This is a genomic window from Synechococcus sp. RC10B2, assembly GCF_047502635.1.
Map to the genome: position 1 here is coordinate 63,804 of NZ_JANSHO010000041.1, position 23,997 is coordinate 87,800.

A 23,997-nucleotide genomic window follows, 5' to 3' on the forward strand; every position below is an offset into this window, starting at 1 on the left:
CGCATGCTACGGAGGGAGATTCTGGGCATCCCGCTTGGGATATGGCTGGGCAGCGTCGTGTACGCGCTGCTGTGCATCGTGTTGCGCTCGTACTATATCGACTACGAGGGTCTGCGCCAGATTGCGGCGGTCGCAGAGGGCATCAGTCGCGCCTCGACGACTTGGTGGAGCGGGCATAGCGTGTTGGGCGTGCTGCTATTGTGGTTGGTCACACTGCCGCTGAAGGTCGCGTTGCCGTTGGTGGACGCGGCGCAGATGGTGGGCGCGCTGAGCATCTGGGCGTCGGGGCTGATATTGTATCGGATCCTGCGTTTGGCGGGGCTGAGCGTGGGGTTGCGTGGTTGGCTCACCTTCCTGTTTTATGGGACGAATGTCGCGTGGGTGAGCGCGACGATGTTGCCTGTAGCGGCGCTTTCGCTGTTGCTAACGGCATGGTGGGGGCTAAACGCGATTCGCTGGCTGGCAGAGCGCGAGTTGGATGCGGCGGGCGGGACGCGGCTGGGCGTGTTGGCGGGCGTGCTGGGGCTGGTGAACCTGTTCGCGCTGCTGCCCGCGCTGGCGGTCGGCATCCTCGGTCTGCGTCGGGGCAGCGGCGCGGGGCTATTAGGCGCAGCAGTGGGCGTCGCGCTCGTGGGCTACCTGGTCGTCTACTTTGCCGTCTTGCCCAGCACAGTGCAGGTCGGCGGCGCGACGCGACCCAAACCGTCGATTGTGGAGTGGTTCTGGACGGGCGAGGGCGCAAGCGCGGCGGACATCCCACGCTATTCGGGGCTGTACTGGCGCGCGATGGGCGAGCAGGCGCAAAACGCGATCCTCGCGCTGGGGCAGCCGTTCCGCGTGCGCGATGTGTATCAATACTATGTGCAAGGGCGGTTCATCACGCTGATCAAGGGGCTGTTTTTGCTGTTGGCGCTGGCGTTCGTGATTGTGCTGGGAGTGATACGGTTGTCGGGCGAGCGCGTGCCGACCGAGCGGCTGGTGGGCGCGGTGCGCGGCGTGGGCGGGCTAACCCTGCTGCTCGCGCTGATTGTGCTGGTGCTGTGGCAGGGTGATCGGCAGGCGTTCTACTTATGGACGCTGTTTTGGGCGATTGTGGGGCTGGGCGGCTGGCTCGGCAGTTATGTGGATGAGGATGTGCGCCGTCTCAGTCTGGCAGCGCCTGCACTGGTGGTCGTGCTGCTGCTGTTCGGGCTGATAAAGGTCGCAACCCTGCGCTCCACCGAGTACGACACCGAGCGTCAAGAGGCGGAGGCGTTCGCTCCAGGGGCACGCACAGGCGATGTGATGGTCGCCGCCACGCGCTTGGCGGAGTGGTTGCGCTACTACAGCGCAGGCAGGGCGCGCGCCATCGACGCTGCCTGCTGGCTTGACCCCGAAACCGACTTTCAAGCGCTGCTCCAAGAAGTGCAGCAAGCGACCGAGCGCGCTTCTGAAGCCGAGCAAACAGTCGCCCGCATCATCGTGTGGGGCTACGCGCTCGACCCCAACCCCCTCAAAGAGGCGGGGTTCAATTCCAACCCAGCGTGGCTCGAATCGCTGGGCAAGGCGCAGGAACTGGCGCGCAACTCAGGCGGCGCGTACCGTCGGCGCTATGTGAACATGGTGGCATATCCCACCCTGATTCCGCTGACGGGTGAAGTGCATACTTTCGGCAAACCGCGTAATTAAGAGTATGAGCGACGATACCGAATTGATTGAGGCTGCTAAGCAAGGCGACAACGAGGCGTTCGATCGGCTCTGGGCGCGCCATCGCGACAAGGTGTTCCGCTCGCTGCTACGCGCCTGCGGGGGCAACCCCGACACGACGCACGATGTGTTGCAAGACGCGCTGCTGAACGCCTTCAAGGCGCTGCAGCAGTTTCGCGGCGACGCCAACTTCGCCACATGGCTCTATACTATCGCGCGGCGGCTTTGCATCCGCGCCCGACGCGACTTAGACCGCTTCTACTCGCTGGACGACCCACTGAACACCGAAGAGGGGCAAGCCATCCTGCGCCAACTGATTGACCAACACGCGCAAGACCCCGAGGCGCTTGTGATTGAGAACGACCTGCGCGAGCGCGTGCAGCAAGCCATAGCAGAGCTGCCCGATTCGCTGCGCCCCGTGCTGGTGCTGCGCGATATCGAGGAACTCTCCACCGAAGAGACGGCGCAACGGCTGGGCATCACACAAGCGGCGGTCAAAGCGCGCCTGCACCGCGCCCGCGAACTGCTCCGCCAGAAACTGGAAGCATACCTGCACGAGCCGTGAGAACCGAGCAACGCCTACAAGTAGTGGATTCAGGGGCAAATTCCCCCCACATAGCCGCCCAATGTAATGGGTCAACACATCGTTGACAGCTGGAACGCCCTGACGCGACCATTCTAACACTATATCGTCCAATAACACTACAGGCATCAACCCCACATACGCCGAACCCTCAAAACCCAACGCCACACAACACCCATACGGCGTCCGACCCTCCATCCCATACCCAGAATGCACACGCTCGTAGTTGTAGTGATACAGCCACCCCAAGCCCGCACCCAAAAACGCCTCCACCGTGTCCAACGACAACACGCACGGCAAGTAAAACTCCTCGTCGTCCGTCCGATGACTGCGCTCCACACGACCATTATACTCTTTGCGCCCCAGCGGAATGCGCCCCAACTGCGCCCCCAACGGACGCAAAAACTCTGCCTCCAAACGAGCGATTTTGTCAGGGTTCGACCCACCCCGCTCCTCGCCCCAGTCGGTCTGGATAGTCATTTCGGTTGGCACCCCGCACAGCCGCAGCCAACTCACTGCCAAACTCAAAAACGCCATCCCGTGCAGCGTAGAAATCTCACGGCTGAACGCTAAAAGGCGCAGGCGCGTGCGGCTCTCAAGGAAAGTCCACTGGTAGCGCGGCAAGCGACGCTTGCGCAGGTGATCCCAGCGTTCGGTGCCGAGCGTGCCCTTGTCGTAGATGGCTTTGACATCGGCTTGGATGAGCGTAAACGGTTCTTGGCTCTCCCACGCCCAGTGCGCGGGATAGAAGCGTCGGCGCGGTTTGCGGGGACGGCTGGTTGCTGGTGCGTGGCGTTTGAGGATGTGTCGGATGGTGTTGGGGGAGAGGTGAATGCCGTGTTGGGCGAGGTGTCGGGCGAGGCGTTGGCGTCCGTAGTGGGTTTTTTGGTGGCGTTGCAGCACACGCTGCTCTATGTCGGGGTCGGTTTTTCTGGGTTGGCGTTTGGGGGTTTTGGGCAGGTCGTGCAGTCCTTGCTCGCCGTATTGTTGGTAGCGTTTGACCCACTTGCGCACGAGTTGTGGGGAGGTGTGGCATCGTCGTGCGGTTTCGCAGTAGTTTTGGGTCTGTTGGTAGATGTGGATGATGCGTTTGCGTGCTTCGGTAGGGTTCATGTGGTATACCTCCTGATAGGTAAGTTCCATCGTTGGCGTGCCTCCTGTTGTGCGTGTTGCATAAGAGATTCTACAGGAGGTGCGCCTGCTTTTTTCAAGTGTGGGTAGAGGATGGGGAGCAGGGGCGGGTGTAAACGATGTGTTGGCGCATGCGCCCCTCCCCCTTGACAACCCCGCCATCGCGTAGGGTATACTTTTAGACTGGGCAAATTTGCGCCTGTGGAGGGTACCGTATGCGGATTGTGCGACACAACCGAAAGCGCATTCGTGAAGTTCTGGAGCCGCCGAACCTTATCGAGATTCAATACAACTCTTACCGCTGGTTTTTGGAGGAAGGACTCAAAGAGCTGTTTCAGACCTTTTCGCCCATCTACGACATGACGGGCAACTACTTCCTGGAGTTTGGCGACTATTGTCTGGGCGAGCCGAAATACTCGGTCGAGGAGTGCCGCGAGCGCGAGATGACCTTCGACATTCCGCTGCGCGTGAAGGTACGCTTCGGCAAAGTAGACGGCGAGGTGCAAGAGAGCGAGATTTACTTGGGCGACCTACCGCTGATGACGGATGGGGGTACATTTATCGTCAATGGGCGCGAGCGGGTGATTATCAGCCAGCTGAACCGCACGGCGGGTATTCACTTTCCGTCGCCGTACCTCTCCAGCACAGGGCGCGAGATGATGTCGCGCGCGTTCGGCAAGGTGCTGCAGATGCAGATCATCCCCGCCGAAGGACCGTGGCTGGACGGCGGCACCGACCCGCAGAATGTGATTCGCCTGAAGGTGCACCAGTCGAAGCACCTGCCCATCACGCAGATTATCAAGGCGTTTGCCCACTACGAGGAGGCGCGCGTGCCCGCCGAGCTGGAGCTGGAGCGCGCCGTCGGCTGGCGTATTCTGGAGGATGTAGTGCATGCGGGGCGCACGCTGCTGGAGCCTGGCGATGTGCTGACGCTTGACCTGCTGGAGAACTTGCCCGCCGACGCGCGCGCGCTGCGCGTCAAGTGCGAGCCGCCCTATGACCCCGTGCTGGGCTTGACCAACGACGCCATCGCCGCGATGTTCGGTCGCCCGCGCGAGCGACGCGAAATCCTGCACGAGTTCACCCTACACGCGCCGCGCGCGGCGGATCTGATTGGCAAAACCGCTGCCGCAACCATCAAAAACACGCGCGGCAAGGTCATCGTCGAGGCAGGCGCGACCATCGACGAAAAAGCCGCCAAAGCCATCGAGAAACTCAAGCTGCCCGAAGTGCCCGTGCGCTTCGTCGAGGTGCAGGGCGGCGATGTGGAGTTGCCCCCGCTGCTCAAGGCGACCTTCGACGCCGACCCGACCAGCGACTCGCGCGAGGCAGTGCTGGACTTCTTCCGCCGCATGCGCCCTGGCGACCCCGCCACCGAAGAGAGCGTGCGCAGCCTGTTCTACAGCCTGGTGCTGGATCCGCGCCGCTACGACTTGGGGCGCGTCGGACGCTACCAAATCACCCGCAAGCTGCGACACGGCATCCCCAACGAGGTGCGCCACCTGACCGTGCCCGACCTGCTGCTTGCGCTGCGCCACCTGCTGGAGATGGCGGAAGATAAGCACGACTACGAAGACACCGACCATCTGGCGAACAAGCGCGTGCGGTCTGTGGGCGAGCTGCTGCAGGCGCACCTGCGCGCGGCGTTCCTCAAACTCGAAAAGACCGCCCGCGAAAAGATGAGCGCCGCCGACGATGTGAGCCAAATCCTGCCGAATGTGGTGCTGAGCGTCAAGCCCGTCGCCAGCGCGCTACAAACCTTCTTCTCCCAAAACCCGCTCAGCACCTTCATGGATCAGACGAACCCGCTGTCGGAACTGGCAAACAAGCGACGCCTGTCGGTGCTGGGCCCAGGCGGGCTGAACCGTCAGAGCATCCCGCCCCAAGTGCGCAACATCACGCCCTCCCAGTACGGGCGCATCTGCCCCATCGAGACGCCTGAAGGACAGAACATCGGGCTGGTCAACCAGATGACGCTGTACGCCAAAGTGGACGAGTTCGGCTTTTTGCGCACACCCTACCGCAAGGTGGTGGACGGCAAGGTGACCGACGAGGTGGTCTACCTGCCCGCCGACGAGGACGAGAGCGCGTACATCGCGCCCGCCGACACCCCCATCGGCGAGGACGGCGCACTGCCCGAAATGGTGCAGGTGCGCTGGCGCGACGAGTACCCTATCGTGCCGCGCGAGCAGGTGCAATATATGGATGTCGACCCCGCGCAGGTGTTCTCTACCTCGGCAACGATGATTGCGTTTTTGGAACACGATGACGCGGGACGCGCGCTGATGGGCTCCAACATGCAGCGTCAGGGCGTGCCACTCATCAACCCTGAAGCACCGCTGGTGCATACGGGAATCGAACGATACGCCGCTAAATACGCACAGAGCCTGATCACCGCGCGCGCTGATGGGCGAGTCAAGTATGTCTCGGCAACCGAAATCCGTATCGAGCGCGAAGACGAAACAGACGAGAAAGGCAACCCGATTGAGGATATCTACAAACTGCCGCACCTGGTGCAATCGAACAAGGGCACCTGTTTCACTTTCCTGCCCAAAGTCAAGCTGGGGCAGCGAGTGCGGGCAGGCGATGTCATCGCCGACGGTCCTTCCACCGAGAACGGCGAACTCGCGCTGGGACGCAACATCTTGGTCGCGTTCCTGCCCGCAGGCGGCTACAACTACGAGGACGCCGTGTTCGTCTCGCAGCGACTGCTGTACGACGACACCTACACCAGCATCCACCTCGAAAGCCACCAGACCGACGCTACCGAGACCAAGCTGGGTCCCGAAGAGATTACCAGCGACATCCCGAATGTGGGCGAGGAGGCGCGACGCGACCTCGACGAGAACGGCATCATCCGACTCGGCGCGGAGGTCAAACACGAAGACCTACTGGTCGGCAAAATCCAACCCAAAGGGCAGACCGAAGCGTCCACCGAGCAGAAGCTGGTGCGCATCATCTTCGGCGGCAAAGCGGAAGAGATGCGCGATGTCTCGTTGCGCCTGCCGCACGGCGAGCGTGGTTATGTGGTGCGCGTGACGCAGTTCGCTCGCTTCCGCTACGAGTGCCAAAGCTGCAAGAGCCTGTTCTACCGTTCCAAACCGATGGAGACCAAATCCTGCCCGCGCTGCAACGGCGCGCTCAGGCAGCTGGAGGAGGACGAACTGCCGCCCAGCGTGAACCACCGCGTGCGCGTCACGGTCGCCACGCGCCGACCGCTCACCGAAGGCGACAAGATGGCAGGACGGCACGGCAATAAGGGCGTCATCTCCAAAATCCAGCCCGTCGAGGACATGCCCTTCCTGATGGACGGCACGCCCATCGACATCGTGCTGAACCCGCTCGGCGTGCCCTCGCGCATGAACATCGGGCAGATTCTGGAGTTCCACTTGGGGCTGGTCGCTAAGCAGCTGGGCATACGGTTCCGCACGCCTGTGTTCCAAAGCTCGACGCCCGAAGAGATCAAGCAAGAAATGCACCACCTCGCCGACCGCCTGCGCCGCAACGCGCTGCGCATCCTACTTGACCATGAGTTGAACCTGCGCGATGAGGCGGGCAACCCGATTGAGTGGGGCTATCGCGCGACCTTCGCAGACGCGCTGGATGCAGTGCGCCGCGCCATCGAGTCGGCGTCCGACGAAGCGCGCGCACACCTGGCGCGACGCTTGGCGTTCGCCGACAAAAAGACGCCCAGCGTCGACGCGCTGGTAGACGCCATCCGCCAGCGCGCCATCGACCGCGCGGGCTTCGACCCCGAAACGGGCAAGGTCATCCTGCGCGATGGACGCACAGGCGAACCGTTCGGCAACCCCGTCGCCGTCGGCTACCTCTACATCCTCAAGCTGGAACACCTTGCGGAGGAGAAAATCCACGCCCGCTCGATTGGACCCTACTCGCTGGTCACGCAGCAGCCGCTGGGCGGCAAGGCGCAGTTCGGCGGGCAGCGACTGGGCGAGATGGAGGTCTGGGCACTGGAAGCCTACGGCGCAGCGCACACCCTGCAGGAGATGCTAACCATCAAATCGGACGATGTGAACGGGCGCATCCACACCTTCGAAGCCATCATCAAAGGCGCGCCCGTGATTCAGCCCTCCGTGCCCGAATCGTTCAAGATTCTGGTCAACGAGCTGCGCGCGCTCGGTCTCAAGGTGCAAATCGTCGATGAGAACGATGTCGCGCACGACCTGCGCAGCCTCGAAGACCTCGACATGCTCGACGAACCGAAGCCCAAACCCGTGCTGGGCGACCTGCAGCCCAGCGCCGCAACGGACAGCACGCTGTGAGGTGAAGATTCTATGGCGGACATCTCGCGTATCAAGGCGCTCAAAATCGGTCTCGCCTCGCCCGATGATATTCGGGCGTGGTCGTATGGCGAAGTCAAAAAGCCCGAAACCATCAACTATCGCACCTTCAAGCCCGAACGCGACGGGCTGTTTTGTGAACGCATCTTCGGTCCCACGCGCGACTGGGAATGCTCCTGCGGACGCTATAAGCGCGTCAAAAACAAGGGCATCCGCTGCGAGCGGTGCGGCGTAGAGGTCACGCGCGCGCGCGTGCGACGCGAACGGATGGGACACATTGAACTCGCCGCGCCCGTGTGCCACCTGTGGTACCTCAAAGGGCAGCCGCCCAGCCCGCTGGGACTGCTGCTCGACATCTCGCCGCGCCAACTCGAAAAAGTCATCTACTTCACCAACTACATGGTCATCGACATCGACCGCGCGGGCATCGAGCAGAACCTCGGCGACCTGCAGCGGATGGTCGACGAAGCCAAGCGCAACTTCGACGACGAGATCGAGCGCGTGTTTCTGGAGCTGGACGCGCGGCTGGAACGCGAGCTGAAAGAGGGAGCCGACACGCTCACCGAACAGCAAATCGCGGAGCGCGTGCGGATGTACGAAAGCCGCAAAGAGAGCGAACGGCGCGAGCGCGCCCGCCTGCTGGAGGAGATGGAGAAAGCCATCGAACGGCTCGCCAAACTGCAGCGCTACGAACTGCTGGACGAGAGCAGCTGGCAGGCGATTGAGCATCTCTTGATTACGGGTGCGCGCAGGCTGCAGCGCGACCTGCGCCCGCTGGTGCGCGTCGGGCAGGGCGCGGAAGCGATCCGCGAGCTGCTTCGGGAGATTGACCTCGAAAAGCTCGATCGCGAGCTGCGCGAGGAAATCAGCAAGACGCAGGGCACGCGCCGCGCCCGCGCCATCAAACGCCTGGAAATCGTCGAGGCGTTCAAAAACAGCAAGACGCGCCCCGAATGGATGATTCTGGACGCTGTGCCCGTGCTGCCGCCCGAACTGCGCCCGATGGTGCAACTCGACGGCGGGCGGTTCGCCACCAGCGACCTCAACGACCTGTATCGGCGCATCGTGAACCGCAACAACCGCCTGCGCAAAATCATGGAAATCCGCGCGCCCAAGAGCATCCTTAACTCCGAGAAGCGACTGCTCCAAGAGGCGGTGGACGCGCTCATCGACAACAGCAAGCGCTCCAAGCCCGTCACAGGCACAGGCGGACGCCCGCTCAAGTCGCTCTCCGATATGCTCAAGGGCAAGGAGGGACGCTTCCGCAAGAACCTGCTCGGCAAGCGCGTGGACTATTCGGGACGCTCGGTGATCGTGGTCGGACCGACGCTGCAACTGCACCAGTGCGGGCTGCCCAAAGAGATGGCGCTGGAGCTGTTCAAGCCGTTCGTGATGCAACGGCTGATCCGCGACCAACTCGCCAACAATGTCAAAAACGCCAAGAACGCCATCGACCGTCAGCTGCCCGAAGTGTGGAAGGCGCTGGAGTCGGTCATCAAGGAGCATCCCGTGCTGCTGAACCGCGCGCCGACGCTGCACCGCTTGGGCATTCAGGCGTTCGAGCCTGTGCTGGTGGAGGGCAAGGCGATTCAGCTCCACCCGCTGGTGTGCCACGCCTACAACGCCGACTTCGACGGCGACCAGATGGCGGTGCATGTGCCGCTGTCGTTCCCCGCGCAGGCAGAGGCGCGCACGCTGATGCTCTCCACGCACAACCTGTTCAAGCCCGCCGACGGCTCGCCTGTAGTCTCGCCCCTGCAGGACATCGTGCTGGGCGCGTACTACCTCACGATGAACGACCCGCAGCGCCAAACAGAAATTCGCTACCGCTTTGCGAACCCCGAAGAGGCGCGGCTGGCGTTCGAACGCGGCGACGCGCGACTGCACGAGCCCATCGAGGTGCGCCTTGTGCGTCCGAACGCCCCCGAACCCGAATTCGTGCAGACCACCATCGGGCGACTGATGTTCCACGAAATCATGCCCGACACGCTGCGCTATCACCCTGACTGGCTGAATGTGGTCTACAACAAGAAGATGCTCTCGGCAGTAATTCGCGCGGTGTACCAGACCTGCGGGCACGCGCGTACCGTGCGCTTCTTGGATGACCTGAAGGCGCTGGGCTTCGAGTGGGGGCTGCGCGGCGGGATTACCTTTGCGCTGACCGATATGGCGATTCCTGCGCAGCGCGACGCCATCCTACAAAAAGCCTCGCAAGAGGCACGCCTGATTGACGAGCTGTATGATCGCGGCGAGCTGACGCAGGACGAGAAGCGCCAGCGCAAAATCCAGCTCTGGCAGCGCGTGTACGAAGAGGTGTCCAAAGTGATGATGCAAGAGCTGGGCGCCAATAACCCGCTGTTTATCATCACCGACTCGGGCGCGCGCGGCTCCACGAAACAGCTGGCGCAGCTGGTGGGCATGCGCGGCTTGATGATGGGCGGGTTCGACTTCCGTTCGGGCGGCGAGCGACTGGTCGAGGAGTTGCCCGTGCAGCACAACTTCCAAGAGGGGCTGACCACGCTGGAATACTTCGTGTCGGGCTACGGCGCACGGCGCGGGCTGGCAAGCACCGCGCTGCTGACCGCCAACGCAGGCTACCTCACCCGCCGCATGTGCGATGTGGCGCAGGATGTGGTCATCCGCGAACACGACTGCGGCACGCCTGAAGGCATCGTCGTCAGCGGCATCGAGCGCGAGGGCGACCTCATCGAACCGCTGTTCCAGCGCATTCGCGGGCGCACCGCCCGACGCGACCTGCGCCACCCCATCACGGGCGAACCGCTCGTCGCCGAGAACGAAATCATCCCCGAAGCGGTCGCTGCCGAGATCGACGCGCTGGCGCAGGCGACCGAACAGTTCACCCAGACGCTGCGCGAACTGTCGGGCAAAGACGAGGGCGAACTGTTTATGCCCCCAGACGACCAGCCACTGCGCGACCCCATCACGGGCGAGGCGCTGCTGGAACCGGATGATACGCTCACGCAGGAGACGCTGGATCGCCTGCACGCGCGACGCGATGCTATCCGCGACCTGTGGCTCCAAGCGGGCTACGAGTGGGTCGAGCATGATCGCGTGGGCGTGCCCATCCGCTCGCCGCTCACCTGCAACACGCGCCAAGGTGTGTGCGCCAAGTGCTACGGGCTGGATATGGGCACGCTGCGCCCTGTGGAGCTGGGCACGGCGGTCGGCATCATCGCCGCCGAGTCCATCGGCGAACCTGGCACGCAGCTGACGATGCGCGTGTTCCACACGGGCGGCGTGGCAGGCGCAGGGCAGCAAATCGCAGGCTTCAAGGTCGGCGCGGGACGCGCCCTGACGGCTACCGAACTGGAAGAGCGCGGCGCTGCCCAAGAAGCCCTCGACCTCAGCAAAGACCAAAAGATGGTGCTGCTCAAAGTCGCCGCGAACCAGTTGGGCAAGCCCGTGCCTGTGCTTGCGACCGAAGAACCCAGCGAGGGCGAAGAGAAGCTCGAAAAGCGCACGCGCGACTCGTTGCGCCGACTCGCCAAACTGCAAGAGCCGCCCAACTCGGGCATCAACCGCGTCGAGGAGCTGTTCGAGGCGCGTAAGCCCAAAGGCGAAGCCATCACCGTCGACTACGAAGGCGAGGTGGTGGACATTATCCGCTCCGTCGGGCGCTGGGTGGTCATCAAAGCCACGCTGCCCGTCGGCGACCTGCTCGTCGGCAAGATGAGCCTGCAGACCATCGAAGACCCGCGCACGGGCAACCCCATCGTCAGCGAGATGGACGAGATTCGCGCTGCGCACCTGACGCGCCTTCTGGAGGCAGGCGTCCAAGCGGTCACGGTGCTGGACGCGGTGCTGGTACCCCCGCAAGGCTCGCTGGAGGTGGTCAAGGGCGACACAGTGCTGGCAGGCGACCGCTTGACGCCTGGACCGCTGAACCCGCACGAGCTGCTGCGCCTGCGCGGGGTGCGCGGCGTGCAGGAGTACCTCATCCGCGAGATTCAGGCGGTCTACAAGGCGCAGGGCGTCGACATCGACGACAAGCACCTGGAGGTCATCATCCGCCAGATGCTGCGCAAGCGGCGCGTGATTGACCCCGGCGACACCTACTTCCTGCCTGGACAGACGGTAGACCGCTTTGTGTTCGAGGATGCCAATCGCAAGGTCATCGCCGAGGGCGGACGACCCGCGACTGCCGAGTGGGTGCTGCTGGGCGTCTCGGAGGCGGCGCAGCAGACCGAGTCGTTTTTGTCGGCGGCGTCGTTCCAGCGTACGGTCAAAGCGCTTACGGAGGCGGCGGTGCGCGGCAAGGTGGACGAACTGGTCGGCTTGAAGGAGAATGTGATTATCGGGCGGCTGATTCCTGCGGGTACGGGCTATGTGAAGCCGCGCTTTGAGCCGAAGTTCGAGTGGGGTGCCCGCGCCGACGAGGCGGCAGCGGTCGTCGAAACACGCGAGCCGACGCTGGAGACGCTCTTCAAAGAGGAGTTGGCAGCGGACGACGGCGAGGCGCAGGCAACCGACGGCGACATGCCCAACACGGAAATCACCCTGCGCGTTGCCGAATCCTCGCCCGACGCGCCTGCCCTCGAAATTACCCTGCGTCCCGCCGCAGGCGAGGCGGACGCGCCCGCTACAGAGGCGGCGACGGACGGCGCCGAGACGCAGGCAGAAGCCGACGATGGCAGCGCGTCCAAACCTAAACGCGAGCGCAAGCAACGGGGCTTGTAAGGGTACATTCCTTGGGTTCGCTATGGACATGGAGCGCGCGCTTTTCCGCCCTCACCCCCAGCCCCTCTCCCACGATGTGGGAGAGGGGTGAGCCGAGCGCGGACATGTTTGGAGTGCTGAAGCGGCAGCTTCAGCATCAGGCGGAAGCTGCGCTTCCGCACTCCACAATCCCCCTCTCCCGCGAGGCGGGAGAGGGGGACAAAGGGGGTGAGGGCAAAAAGGCGCGCCTGCCTGCTCACACATCCGCTGGGGGAAATCGCCCCTGCCGCAGCGATTCTGTGCCGAACCGATGTACCCTTATCAGCTCGCGAAGCGGGGGGAACCTAAAGGAGGGGGGCAATTCATAAACTCTGACCGCGCGATTGGTATAACCCCGCGTCCAGAGCTCATGACATGGGGAACCGAGAGCGCACCTGCTCGGTTCCCCCTGATTGCTTGATTAGTCTTGGTCAGGGTCAAACGGGCTGATGTAGAAGCGCGGTTGCATCGCGCCGCCGTAGATGTTGCCCACGCCGTTGCGCGTGCTGCTCCAGAAGAGCAGCAGCGACTCGTCGAGTCCGCCGTAGATGTCGCCGAAGAGGCTACCTGGCGCGCGGAACTCCACATTCGGCATCGCCCACAGGTACAGCTCGTTGGTTGGCAGGTCAATCGGCACGGGCGAGGTGTACTCTACATCAGTGGCGAAGGAGCGTGCAAGGTTGCCCTCGTCGATCCAGCGCACGACCTGTCTCTCTTCCAGCTCCACAATGTTGCCTGCGCGGTCGCGGGTAAGGTAGCGTACCACGACCTCCTTGCCAAGGTCTTCTGTGGTGAAGTAGATATTGCCGCGCAGCGCGTCGTACTCGTAGAAGCCCAGCCCTGCACCTGCCACACTATTCTGCACCACCACATGGTTCGTGCCTTGCGCAAGGGTAAACGCGCCTGTTTGGACAGGCACGCGCCCGAATTGGGTCAGTATCGGCGCTTGCAGGCGCACGCCTGGGCGCAGCGTCTTGAAGAAGAAGTTGCCCGAGCTGTTCGGCGGCGCGCTCGTGCGACGGAAGAACACCCACACGCGATCCACAGGTGGGCGGTCGGTCAGCGCGCACGCGCCGTTGTTTGCACCCTTACGCACAGGCGATTCGCCAAGCGCATCCAGCCGATGGCGCGGGTTCATGGTGCGCTGGAACACGGTGCGCAGCTGCGAGTAGGTTCCTGCCGAGCCAGGCGCAATCGCGCTGATACGGTACACGCGCGGGCGGTAGGTGACCGTCACGAGGTCGTTTAGGCGCGGTGCGAAGTTCACGAAGCGTATCGTGCCGTTATTCGGGTCTATCACGATGCGCCCACGCGGGCGCAGGTCAACCACCTGCCCACCGCCGTTCAACACAGGCTGGTTGAACTCGAACTGCAGCAGCCCTGTCTGCTCGTCCACGATTGGTCGTTGCAGCACGAACTGCCTCGGGTTGTTAGGGTCGCGCATCAGCAGGATGGAGACGCCATCGACCTTGATGTCGAGATCGGGCGCATTCGGGTCGCTGTTCCAGCCGCTCCTGATGAACGCCCAGTCGAGGTGGCGCACGCGCCACACATTCTGATCAGCGTCTTTCTGGGCGACCTCGTCGACAACTCGCGGGAGGAGTCGCTCCCGCAGGAACCCAATCTGCGCTTCTGTGAGGAAGTCGCTCAGTCGGTTGTCCGTGAAGGAGAACAAATTGAGGCTGCTCCGTTGCTCCGTGTTGGGGTTCACGCAGAAGCGTTGCAGGAGTACCTCCGACTCGTTGCGGTCGCCAACTGTGCCGATGAAGTAGACATCCGCCAGGTAGATGAAGTTCGTGTTGTTCGCGCTGACGCGGTAGATGTTCGCGCTCACGCTCTCCACCGAGCGCACGATGGGCGAGAGGGGCAGCCGTTGCTCGCGACGCCAGCTGGCGAACCTATCGCCCTCTGACGCGATGTAGAAGATTTGGCTGCGTCCTGTTGGCGCAGCGACATAGAACAGCCAGTTGCCCACGCCGTCCACGCCTGTGATGGAGAGGCTGGAACGCGGTGCGACGGGGTCTAACGGTACCGCCTGCGGGTTGCCCAACGGCGCGCCAGTTCCTGTACCTACAGGCACATAGAACAGCAGTTCGTACTTCTGGTTGCGCAGGATGACCTCGCCTGTCCAGAAGAGGAACGCGCCAGCAGGCGTGAGGCGCACAAACGGGCGATGGTGCTTGATGGTCGCGATTTCCGCATCCGTGAGCGGGCGTCCCAGCCCCAGCGCCGTGCTGAACAGGCTGCCGTTCGGGTCGTTCGGGTAGGGACCGAAGGGTTCTGCCCACCAACGGTTGCGGGATGCGGGCAGCCAGCCGTTGGTTGCGCGAATACTGTTTTGAAGCGTTCGCGTGCCGTCCCAGTTGAGCGTTGAGCGGTACAGGTAGAAGCTGTTCGGGCGTCCCACAGGGTCGGCGCGGTTGCTTGCCCAATACAGGTGCAGTTTGCCTGTGGCTGGGTCGCGGAAGGCGGAGGGCGTGATGTCGCTGATGCGCGGCGCGTTGGCGGGCGGCACGGGGTCAATCATCGGCACGACGCCTTGATTGGTGCTGCCTGTGAGTTGCGTCTCGCGCACGCGCACCACGACGCGCATCGGCGGCGTGGCGAAAGTGCCGCTGACCACGCCTGGCGTGCCGTCATCGTCGTGCTGGTACGGCGCAATCAGCTGCGAGTAGACGCCCATCGGCTGGAACGGCGGGATGGCGATGGACACCTGCGGCTTGCGCGGATCGACACGGATGTTTGGGTCACGGCGCGGCGGAACGGCTGGTATACCCAGCACAGTGGGACTGTAGTCGCCCACCTGCGGCTTTTGCAGAATCGGGTACGGCTGATTGTTGCCCGGATAGAACGGGTTCGGCTGCGGCCAGAAGCGCGTGTCCAGTGTGCTGGCGACCGTCGTCCACGCGGGCATCCTCGCGGAGAAGCTCACCATGTCCGAGGTCAAAAACACCGTGCCTGCAGGGCTATTGAACGCCTTGCCCAAGTAGACGGGATAGAGGTTCACATTCCCCTCGTTGCGCACGGTGAATGGCTTCCAGAAGGACTTGAAAATGGGGTTGTCGGGGCTGAACGCCGAGAGCGGGTTGTTCGCAAACAGACTGCCCCAGTTGAAGCCGAAGCCCCCTGGCAGCGAGCCGAAGTCGATGGTCTGCTCTTCCACCACGAGGCGTTCGTCGGGCAAGACATTCAGGTTCGTGGTCAGCACGCGGTGCGCCTCGCTGATGCGCTTTTCTCTCGACTCAGTGGTGCTGAAGAGATCCTCATAACCATCGAAGCGCCCGTTATTGTTAGTATCGATGTAGATATAGCTCTTCGAGGTGTACCCTGCAGGGTTGGCAAGGTTGGCAGGCTGGTAACGCGGCACTTCGATCTGCGTGGGGACTGCGTTGCCAGTGGACAAGACGCGTCCTGCGACCCGCTGGAGGTCGGAGGCGCCTTCAAAGAGCAGTTGCGCGCGTCGCCCAGAGATGTCGGGATAGTCGGGGCTACGGTTGGGAAAAGTGGGCGGGATTTCCCACGGTAGCAGGCGCGTCACAGCGGCGGCGCCGCCCTGCCATCGGAAATCATCCACGCGCGCACGCACAGAGATGATTAGCGGGCTGTAATCGATCCCTGTCTGCGCTATTCGACGGTCAAATACCTCAAACACACCGAAGGTCGTTTTGCCGTGCTCGCCCGCGCCTACGGGAGAGTTGTTGAAGTTCGTGAATACAGGGATCGCATTCCCATCCTCGAGATTGGCTTCTGTGCCTCCCCTGCCGACCTCGCCGATGCCGCGCAGCCCCAGAGGATGGGCAACGCCGAAGCTCCACGCTACGCGCGGGTCATCTGGGTCGCTACTCCCGCGCCCGTCTCCGGGAGCGGGACGGTCAATTTCAGGGGTTCCCCAGTTGAGGTCGAAATCCGCGACGCCTGCCTGCACCCCGCTGCGATTGTAGAGAATCCCCATCGCATAGCCCTTGCCTGGGCTCCAGCTGAAGCCTGCTTTGGGGCGCAGCTCGACGCGCGTCCAGACAAACCCAGGAAGGTCTCGATTGGGCGGATTGCTTAGCACGCCGAAGTTCGTCAATGGGAGCAATTCGTTGGTGTTGTTCGGTCCGTTGATGCTGACGGTCAGCGTTGAGGTGTTCCCCGGTGTGCGTTTGAAGTTCCACGCGATGACATAGAACACTTGACCCCATTCCAGCGCCTTCGGGAAGACGCGGTCAGGGCTGTCGATGAGGTTTTCAGGGTTGAGTTCGCCGTTGAGGATGGCATCGAGATCTTCTTTGTAGAGCAGCGCCATCACTTTGAGTTTGGAGTAGTCGGAGCCGTCAGGCTCTTCGCGTGTGGGGGTCGGCGTCGGGGTTTCGAGGCGTTCGCCTGCTTCACCTGCGTTAGCGACGCCCGTAAAGTGATAGGCGTAGGCGACGCCGTCGTTGTCGGCGGCGTAGAGCCAGCCATCGAGCACGGCGGGCGAGGCGAAGGCAGCGATACCGTAGAGATCCCAGCCTTCGAACGCCTTGCCGCCACGCGCATTCGTGCGATCGTCGGCGTGCAGCGCCAGCAGTAGTCCCGAATCGGTCGCCACGACCACTGCAGGATAGTCGCCGACGACATTGCCATTGTCGTCTGTGTCGCGCACATAGGTAAACACGGGCGAGCTGAAGATCGCGCCGCCCAGCCGCTCGCTCACATAGTCGTCAAAGGGGTCGTTCGGGTCGATGTCCAGGATGACGCCCGTGTCTGCGTTGAAGCCATAGACGCGCCCATCCGCGCCGCACACATAGAGCGCCTCACGCACCTGCGTCGTTCCGTAGACCAAGTTGGGAACCACCAGCGGCGAGGAGTACGGCGTCAGCGGGAGGTACTGGTCGTCTCTCGCGTTGGGGTCTGTTGGCGCGGGTGGGTAGCGCCACTCCAGCGCGCCTGTGCGCGCGTTCACGGCGAAGATTCGCCCGCGATTGAGTGTGGAGGTCGTAAAGTAGACGCGCTGTCCCGACACAGCAGGCGTCGAGGTGACGGCGTTCACCGCCAGAACCTCTTTTTGTGGGGCATCGTCGCGGGGATACACCCAAGCGATGCGCTCATCTTCGGGCGTGTCGGGGTTGTCCAGGACGGTGGGTTTGAAGGCGAAGAGCCGTCCGAACTGGGCAGCGCCTTCCGCCGCGCCGATATACACCAGCCCCGTATCTGGGCTGTAAGCAGGCGTGGAGACAAACGCGGCGCCTGCACGGTAGAAAGTCCACTTGCGGAGGTTCTTGTTCAGCTCGTCTGGGGGCGCGTTCGGGTCGAAGTCGGTCGGGATGAAGTAGACCGTCCCCGCGAGGTTCCCAATGACGACTTTATTCAGGTTTTCCAAAAGCAGCGGCGAGGCGTAGCTAAAACTGGCGGAGTTGGGCGGCTTGAGAATCCAGTAGAGTTTGGTTTCGCCGCGGCGCGTGCCGTTGACGCCGTCGCCGAGCGCGTCGATGGCGTAGATGGCACCGTTCTGCGCCCCGAACACCACCACCCAGCGTGTGTCGATGCGGTCGTCGTCGCGCACTTGCACGCGCCCAACAGCAGGCGTCGAGAAGACCGCATTCGTCAGCCCGTCCGCTTTCACCACGCGAATCGCGTCCGCTACGACGCGCTGCGCGTTGTCTCGAACATCATCGGGCGAGTAGTTGTTTACGGAGATCTCATAGGTGCGCTGGAATCGCAAAGGCACGGGAGTTTGATTCAGCAGCACCCATCGCCCGCCGAAACGCTGGTCGACGCGGATGCGGGACTCTCCGTCCTCATGCGCAATCACATACTCGGCGCGGCGCGCGTTCTGCGCGTCGGATGGAAACCACGCAAATACATAGTATAACCCCGATTCGCGTACTTCAATCTTCCAGTAGGCGCGTTGGGTGTCGCGCGGGTTGTCTGTGGGCGCGATTTCGTGATAGCGTCGTCCGTAGCGGTCGCCGAGCGCGTTGTTTGGCGTGAAAGAGCCTGCCGTGAAGGTGCTGTCTTCGTCGTCGTAGATTTGCCCGATGCCTTGAGTGGGCAGGTCGGGCACGCGGAAAGTCCAGCGCACGCGCACGCGCGCGTCGCTGGCGCCGACAGGGTTCTCGATGCAGGTAATCGTGCCGTTGCCGTTGGCGAAGTAGACCAAGTGAGTATTGCCATTATCCAGCGGGCTTCGGATGGCGACGGGCGAGGCTTGCACCGTACCGTAGTCAGGCACGAACTCCACAGCGTCGGCGATGACGATGCGCGGCGGGTCTTCGTCGTAGTCAGGGCTGTTGCGCACGACCAAGTTCGTCAGCGTAACGACGATTTCACCTTCGCCGTTGTGGTAGACCACCTCTCCCAGCTGCACCCAGCCGCCGCGCGCCGCTTGGTTAAGGAACACGCGACGCTCTGACTGTGCGCCTGTGGTAACGAGGTACAGCGCGCTGCGGGCATAGGGTCGCTCCGTTTGCCCGATTTTGGTTGGCTGCGCGGGGATGTGGACACGGATGCGGTAGTAGCCAGGCTTGACGGGTCCGCTACGCCAAGTGAACCGCGACTCTAAGGGGATAGGCTGGCCGGGCAGGGGTTCTCTTATGGTCTCGGCGTACACATACGGTTCTGTGGAGTCGGGGTCGGCTTGGTAGAAGTCGGCGGCGCGTTCGTCGCGCGATGGAACACGCCACCTGCCCGCACGGCTGGCGCGCGTGCGATTGTCGTTGTCGGTAATCACGGGCGCCTGAAGCGCGTCGATGTCGGGCAGCGTCCACGCCAGCAGGAAGTTCACCGCGTTGTTTCGGTTTTGCGCGTTCGTGGTGGTTCCTGTGCGCTGGTTGCTGCCGCGATGCGTGTGCCAACTATCCAGCGCGACGCCCAACGCCAGCGTCGCGATGCCTATCCAGAACCCCGCAATCAGTCGCTTCATACCGTATCTCCCGTGATGCGCCATCGTTAGAAACCTCCCCTATCTGCCGAACTTGGCTTGCGCAGCTGCGACGAGCCACTCAACTCTGGGCGATCCAGCGTACTCCACACGATGGAAGCGTTGCTGAAGCCCAAGTCGTCACTCCGTGGATAATCCTGTGGATTGTAATTGTTCGCGTTCAGTTCGAAGACCTCGCCAGGGAACTCGCGCTCGACAACGCTGTTGCCCGACCGCACCAGCGTTGTGCCGTTATAGCCGTTCACAATCAGCACATTCCCGTTCGGTAGGTAGCGCGCTTGGCGCGGCTTGAACAGGATCGGGCGCAGCAGGTTGCCGTTGCCATCGTCAGCGAGGTCGTTGCCGCCGATGCGTCGACGCACAGCATTCGTGTACGCCTCGTTGGTCAGCATCCATGTGACGGGCAGCGTGTCGCCGACGGTTCCCGTCAGCGGCACTTGCAGTTCGTAGACGCCCGTGCTGGTGGTCACCAGCAGGTAGAGTCCCGCCTCGTCCCCCCCGCGCGCGCTCCTTTTGGCGGTGTCGATAGCAACAGGCGCGAGGATGGGCACATCACGCCTGTCGGGCAGGGTCATTCGGCGGATGTAAATCGTTTGGTCGCGCCCGTTCACGATGAGTTGCAGGGTAATCATGCCTGCTTCGGGCGTGCGTGGGTCAAGCGGGTCACCCATACCCGTCGCCTCGAACGCGCTGGCGGCAGTGTTTTGCACCAGCGTGGCGAAGCCGATGCGCGTCTGGCTGCCGTCCCAGTACTCGAACCGCTGCGCCGACACATAGCGGTAGTTGCGTTCCAAGCGTTGGCTGGGCGTCATCCAATACAGCACGCCCAGCATCGGACCGAGGTCTGGGTGATGTACGGGCGCGCCCACCGTGTAGGTTTGCGGGTCTGCCTGGTAGCGATCCACGATGTCCACCACGCGCGCGTTGCCCGCGTCGGTAATCGTGTAGTGAATCCAGTATTCCAGCGGTTGGGGGTTCGTGTACGGGTTGCGGCTGGCGAGCACGAACTCCGTCCACACCGTGACATCGGTCGGATTGCGCAAGTTGGTGGGCGCGCCCGCGATATAGTTCGAATTAGGCGCCACTGACTCGTTGCGCAGGTTGACGATCTGCGTGATGTTCCCGTTGGTGTCGCGCAGCGGCACGCGGTCAGGGATGAACTGCGTGATGGTGCGGATCTCTGCGCCTGCGCGGTCGATAATCGCCACACGGTTGCGCTCTGGCTCCACAATCAGCAGTTCGTTCTCGCCGTAGCGGTAGACGCGCGCGTTAGGTGTAATCGGGTAGCGCGCCTTGCTGGAGACAATCGAGCCTGTGTAGAAATCGAGTTGCGTGTTCTCGGTAGACCACACGACGCGCCCTGCGGTATCCACTTCCAGCAGGCGGCTCTCGTCAGCGATAATCGTGCTTTGGCGGCTGTAGGCGTGCAGCCCCTGCCCAGAGCTAATCACCAGTAGCCCCTCGCCGACCGCAATCGGCGACAGCCCTGTGCCCAACTGAAAGCCCACCGCGAAGCGACGGAACAGCTCGCGCAGGAACGCGCCAGGATCTGGGTTATTCTCCAAGTCGGTAATCAGGTCGTCGATGAACGGCCAGCGGATGATGGACTGGTACTTCAAGGGGTTGTTGGGATCCACGCGCGGTATTGTACCCGCTTGGTCTTTGCGCTGCGCCAGGTCGGGCTGCAGGCGGTACGGGTCGGTCGCGATGCCCAAGATGCCGCCGAAGGTCTGCAAGCCGCTGTCTGTGGGCACGGTAATTTCGCACGGCAGGTACATCGTGTCGCCCACCACCACAGGGTTCGCCTGCAGTTGTTGCCCCAACAGCACGGCGTACCAGCGCAGGTTGTTCCAGTTGCCCGCGATGGAGTCGGGGTCGACCAGCGTGTTGAAGGTATTGCCAATGCTGATTTGCACGGGCTGCGTCAGGCTCAGCACATTCTCCAGCAGCCGAATCTGTCCCCCGCTTTCTGCTTGCGCGAAGCCCGTGATGCGAATCTGCCCCGCGGTGAAGTCCACCTTAATGTCGGGGTTCGGGCTGTTGGGCGAGTAGGTCAGTGTTGAGACAATGTTGGTGATGGGGTTCGGTCCCGAGCGTCCGTAGTCGCGCTGGCTGATTCGGATGTCGCCTGTGGCGGCGATGGGCGCGCCGAGGTCAATCACGAACTGCTCTGGCTCGGCGTCCAGCGCGACGATGACGGTGTAGGGGAAGCCGAACGGACCAACGCGCGCCTGTCCTTCCGCGAAGGCATAGACCGCGCCGTCGTAGTAGATGGGCGCGCCTCTGAAGGTGAAGTTCATCCACTGGCGTTGTGGCTCGGCGTTCGCGTTCGGCGCGAAATCGTGGCTAAAGCGCAGGAACTGCCCCACGAAGCGCATAAAGTATTCGTTCGGCTCGCGGTAAACCGTGCTTGGGGGCACAATCACGGGGTTAGTGCGTTCGGGTCCGGGCACAATCTGCGAGTAGCCCCCGTGCGACTGCCACCGCCAGAGGACTTTCGAGCCGCCGCGCGTCTGCTGCTGCGTCGGCGGGGATTGCTCCTGCAGCGCGATCACGCTGCCGCTGGCAGTGTTGGGGTCGGTTCCGTCCGTGCCTGTGGTGATGTAAAGCACCCCATTCGGCGCGAGGGTGAAGCCGCGCAGTTCTTGCGGCGGCACGGTAGGGCTGTCTGAACGGGGCGGCAGGCTCGCGAAGGTGCGGAACATAATGTTGAAGTTCGCCGCATGCGCCCAGTCGATGTAGTAGTCGGCGATAAAGGTATATCCTGTAGTGTCCTCGTCGTAGGTGATACGCCCTTGCTCGGCTTGGTTGAACCTACACCGTTCAGTGATGTCGACGATTTCTTCTATTTCTCCTGTGGTGTTGTTGATTTTGATTCGGAACACGCGCGGGTGGAGCGGGTTGCGGACGCCGTCTGTGGGCACATAGTAGCGGGCGCGCCCAGTAATGCGCGAGCGGAGGTAGCGCTGGTAGGCGCCCGCGCTGTCAATGGCAGGGGTCAACACTTCGCCTTTTGCGCCAATCCAGAACGCCTGGATGCCTTGTATCTCGCCTGTGCCTGTGCCGCCCACATCGCGCCTCGTGCCGAAATAGACCACGATGTCGTTGCCGCCGCCTTGCCCATAGTTGGGCACATAGCCCGCCACAGGCGGCAGCAGCCAGTTGCCTGCACTGCCCGTGCGTGGCTGGTACCATAACTCTTGGCTCCCGCCCGAAGTCACGGTGGTCACAATCTGGGGTGGGTCTGTGGTGAGGGACACGGCGAAGAAGCCCGCTGATGTCTGCGCACCTAATGACAGTACTGCAGGTACAAGCAGGAGCGTATTGTCGATTACGATTGGCGCAGGGATTTGTTGGTCGCCTGTCGTGGGCGGTGTTCCTGCGGGGGGTGGTAATTGGATAGACCACACACTCCGCGGGTCGGTAGGGATGCGCCCTTGCGAGTCGCGTGGCAGCGCCCAATAGCCCCGCACCTGTGCGCCGACCAGCACCACCACTTGCAAGCCGCGCGGGGTCTCCACCACCACAGGCGGCGACGACTGCCCGCCAAGATTCACTTCCCACACCATGTCGAAGCTCTCGCCGCGTTCGTAGTCGGGGATGCCGTCGTCGGCGCGTCCGTCGCCGTCGAGGTCGCGGCTGGGCACGGCGTCATAGCAGATCAGTCGGTTGCCGCTCACGACAAACACCAGTCCGCCGTAGACGACGGGCGCGCCGTTTTGCAGGCTGTATTGCGTGTTGCTGTCGCGCCAGCGCATGCCTAAGGGCGCGCCATACTGGTCGGCGACGGCGTTCGCGCGTCGGGCGTTGAAGGCGTCGCTGCTGCCTGCCCCTGCCCAGCGCACGAGGTTGTACGCAAACTTGAGTTCGAGGTCGGGTACGGAATCCATGCCGAGTTCGAAGGCTTGCCCTTCTCGTCCAGGTCTGGTGCTTACGAGAGGTGCGTTAATCGCTGCCGCAATCCCCGCCGCGCTCACGATGATGCGCCCTGAGCCGTAGGTCGCGGCGGCAATCACGGGCGTGTTGGCGTTCACGGCGGTCACAATCTGCAGCACGGGTCGGTTCGCGCTGATATTGAGTGCGCCGCCGCCGAACCCGCGCCCGCGAAGCCCCATGCTCGCCATCTCGGCAGGGGTCAGCGTGTAGTAGCCGCGTAGCAGCGGATGGTTCAGGTTCACGATGTTAATCGCCGCCGTGTTCGCCACAGGCGCGACTTCGGGGAAAAAGAGCGTGCCCGACGCGCCCTGTTGGGGCATATCCACCCACAGGGTCCCGCCGCCGTCCACGAAGCGGCGCAGCTTCTCGCGAATCTCGGCGTCCATCCCCGCCCAGCTGGTACGGCTAATGAGCAGGATTCGGTAGCGTGCGAGCTGGTTGTCGTTCAGGCGACTCACATCCACCAGCCAGTACGCCGCTTGGTTGCGCGTTGTGCCTGCTTGCGCAAACGGGTTGCGGAACGACAGCCCCAGCGGTTTGAGATCGGTGCGCCGATCCATCGCGTAGAAGGTGTAGACATCGCGCACGAGGTTGTCGCTCGCGCTGAACATCACGACGCCTGCGTTCACGGGCACGGTGCGCGGTTCGTAGCCGCGTCCGTCTGCCCACGCGCTCAGCATGCTCGCGCTCACTACGCCTATCAGAAACCACTGAATCCATCTCATAGCCATATCCCCGCC

6 protein-coding genes and 1 pseudogene are annotated in these 23,997 nt (G+C 62.9%); 4 read left to right on the forward strand and 3 right to left on the reverse strand.

Features of this window, described 5'->3' with window-relative positions; translation table 11 throughout:
- Positions 1 to 3: 3 nt before the first annotated feature.
- Positions 4 to 1,668: a hypothetical protein gene (locus NW855_RS05010; protein WP_414508473.1), complete on the forward strand. Its 1,665-nt coding sequence runs from the start codon at positions 4 to 6 to the stop codon at positions 1,666 to 1,668.
- Between the two features lie 4 nt (positions 1,669 to 1,672).
- Positions 1,673 to 2,251 carry an RNA polymerase sigma factor gene (locus NW855_RS05015; RefSeq protein WP_414508474.1) on the forward strand — a complete coding sequence of 193 codons (579 nt, stop codon included), beginning with the start codon at positions 1,673 to 1,675 and terminating at the stop codon, positions 2,249 to 2,251.
- Between the two features lie 828 nt (positions 2,252 to 3,079).
- Here the strand turns inward: NW855_RS05015 and NW855_RS05020 are convergent.
- Positions 3,080 to 3,562, reverse strand: a pseudogene (locus NW855_RS05020) (helix-turn-helix domain-containing protein); the annotation flags it as partial.
- 53 nt (positions 3,563 to 3,615) lie between these two features.
- Between NW855_RS05020 and rpoB the strand changes: the two are divergent.
- Positions 3,616 to 7,683, forward strand: coding sequence for a DNA-directed RNA polymerase subunit beta (gene rpoB, locus NW855_RS05025; RefSeq protein ID WP_414508475.1), 4,068 nt, complete (start codon positions 3,616 to 3,618; stop codon positions 7,681 to 7,683).
- Positions 7,684 to 7,695: 12 nt separating this feature from the next.
- Positions 7,696 to 12,399 (forward strand): DNA-directed RNA polymerase subunit beta', encoded by a 4,704-nt coding sequence (gene rpoC, locus NW855_RS05030; RefSeq protein ID WP_414508476.1) that lies wholly within the window; start codon positions 7,696 to 7,698, stop codon positions 12,397 to 12,399.
- 439 nt (positions 12,400 to 12,838) lie between these two features.
- Here rpoC and NW855_RS05035 read toward each other — a convergent pair whose 3' ends face one another.
- Together NW855_RS05035 and NW855_RS05040 are read right to left on the reverse strand one after the other, a co-directional pair.
- Positions 12,839 to 19,303: a hypothetical protein gene (locus NW855_RS05035; protein WP_414508477.1), complete on the reverse strand. Its 6,465-nt coding sequence runs from the start codon at positions 19,301 to 19,303 to the stop codon at positions 12,839 to 12,841.
- A gap of 26 nt (positions 19,304 to 19,329) precedes the next feature.
- Entirely contained in the window at positions 19,330 to 23,988 is a 4,659-nt protein-coding gene (locus NW855_RS05040) for a hypothetical protein (protein WP_414508478.1), read from the reverse strand.
- Positions 23,989 to 23,997: the final 9 nt, after the last annotated feature.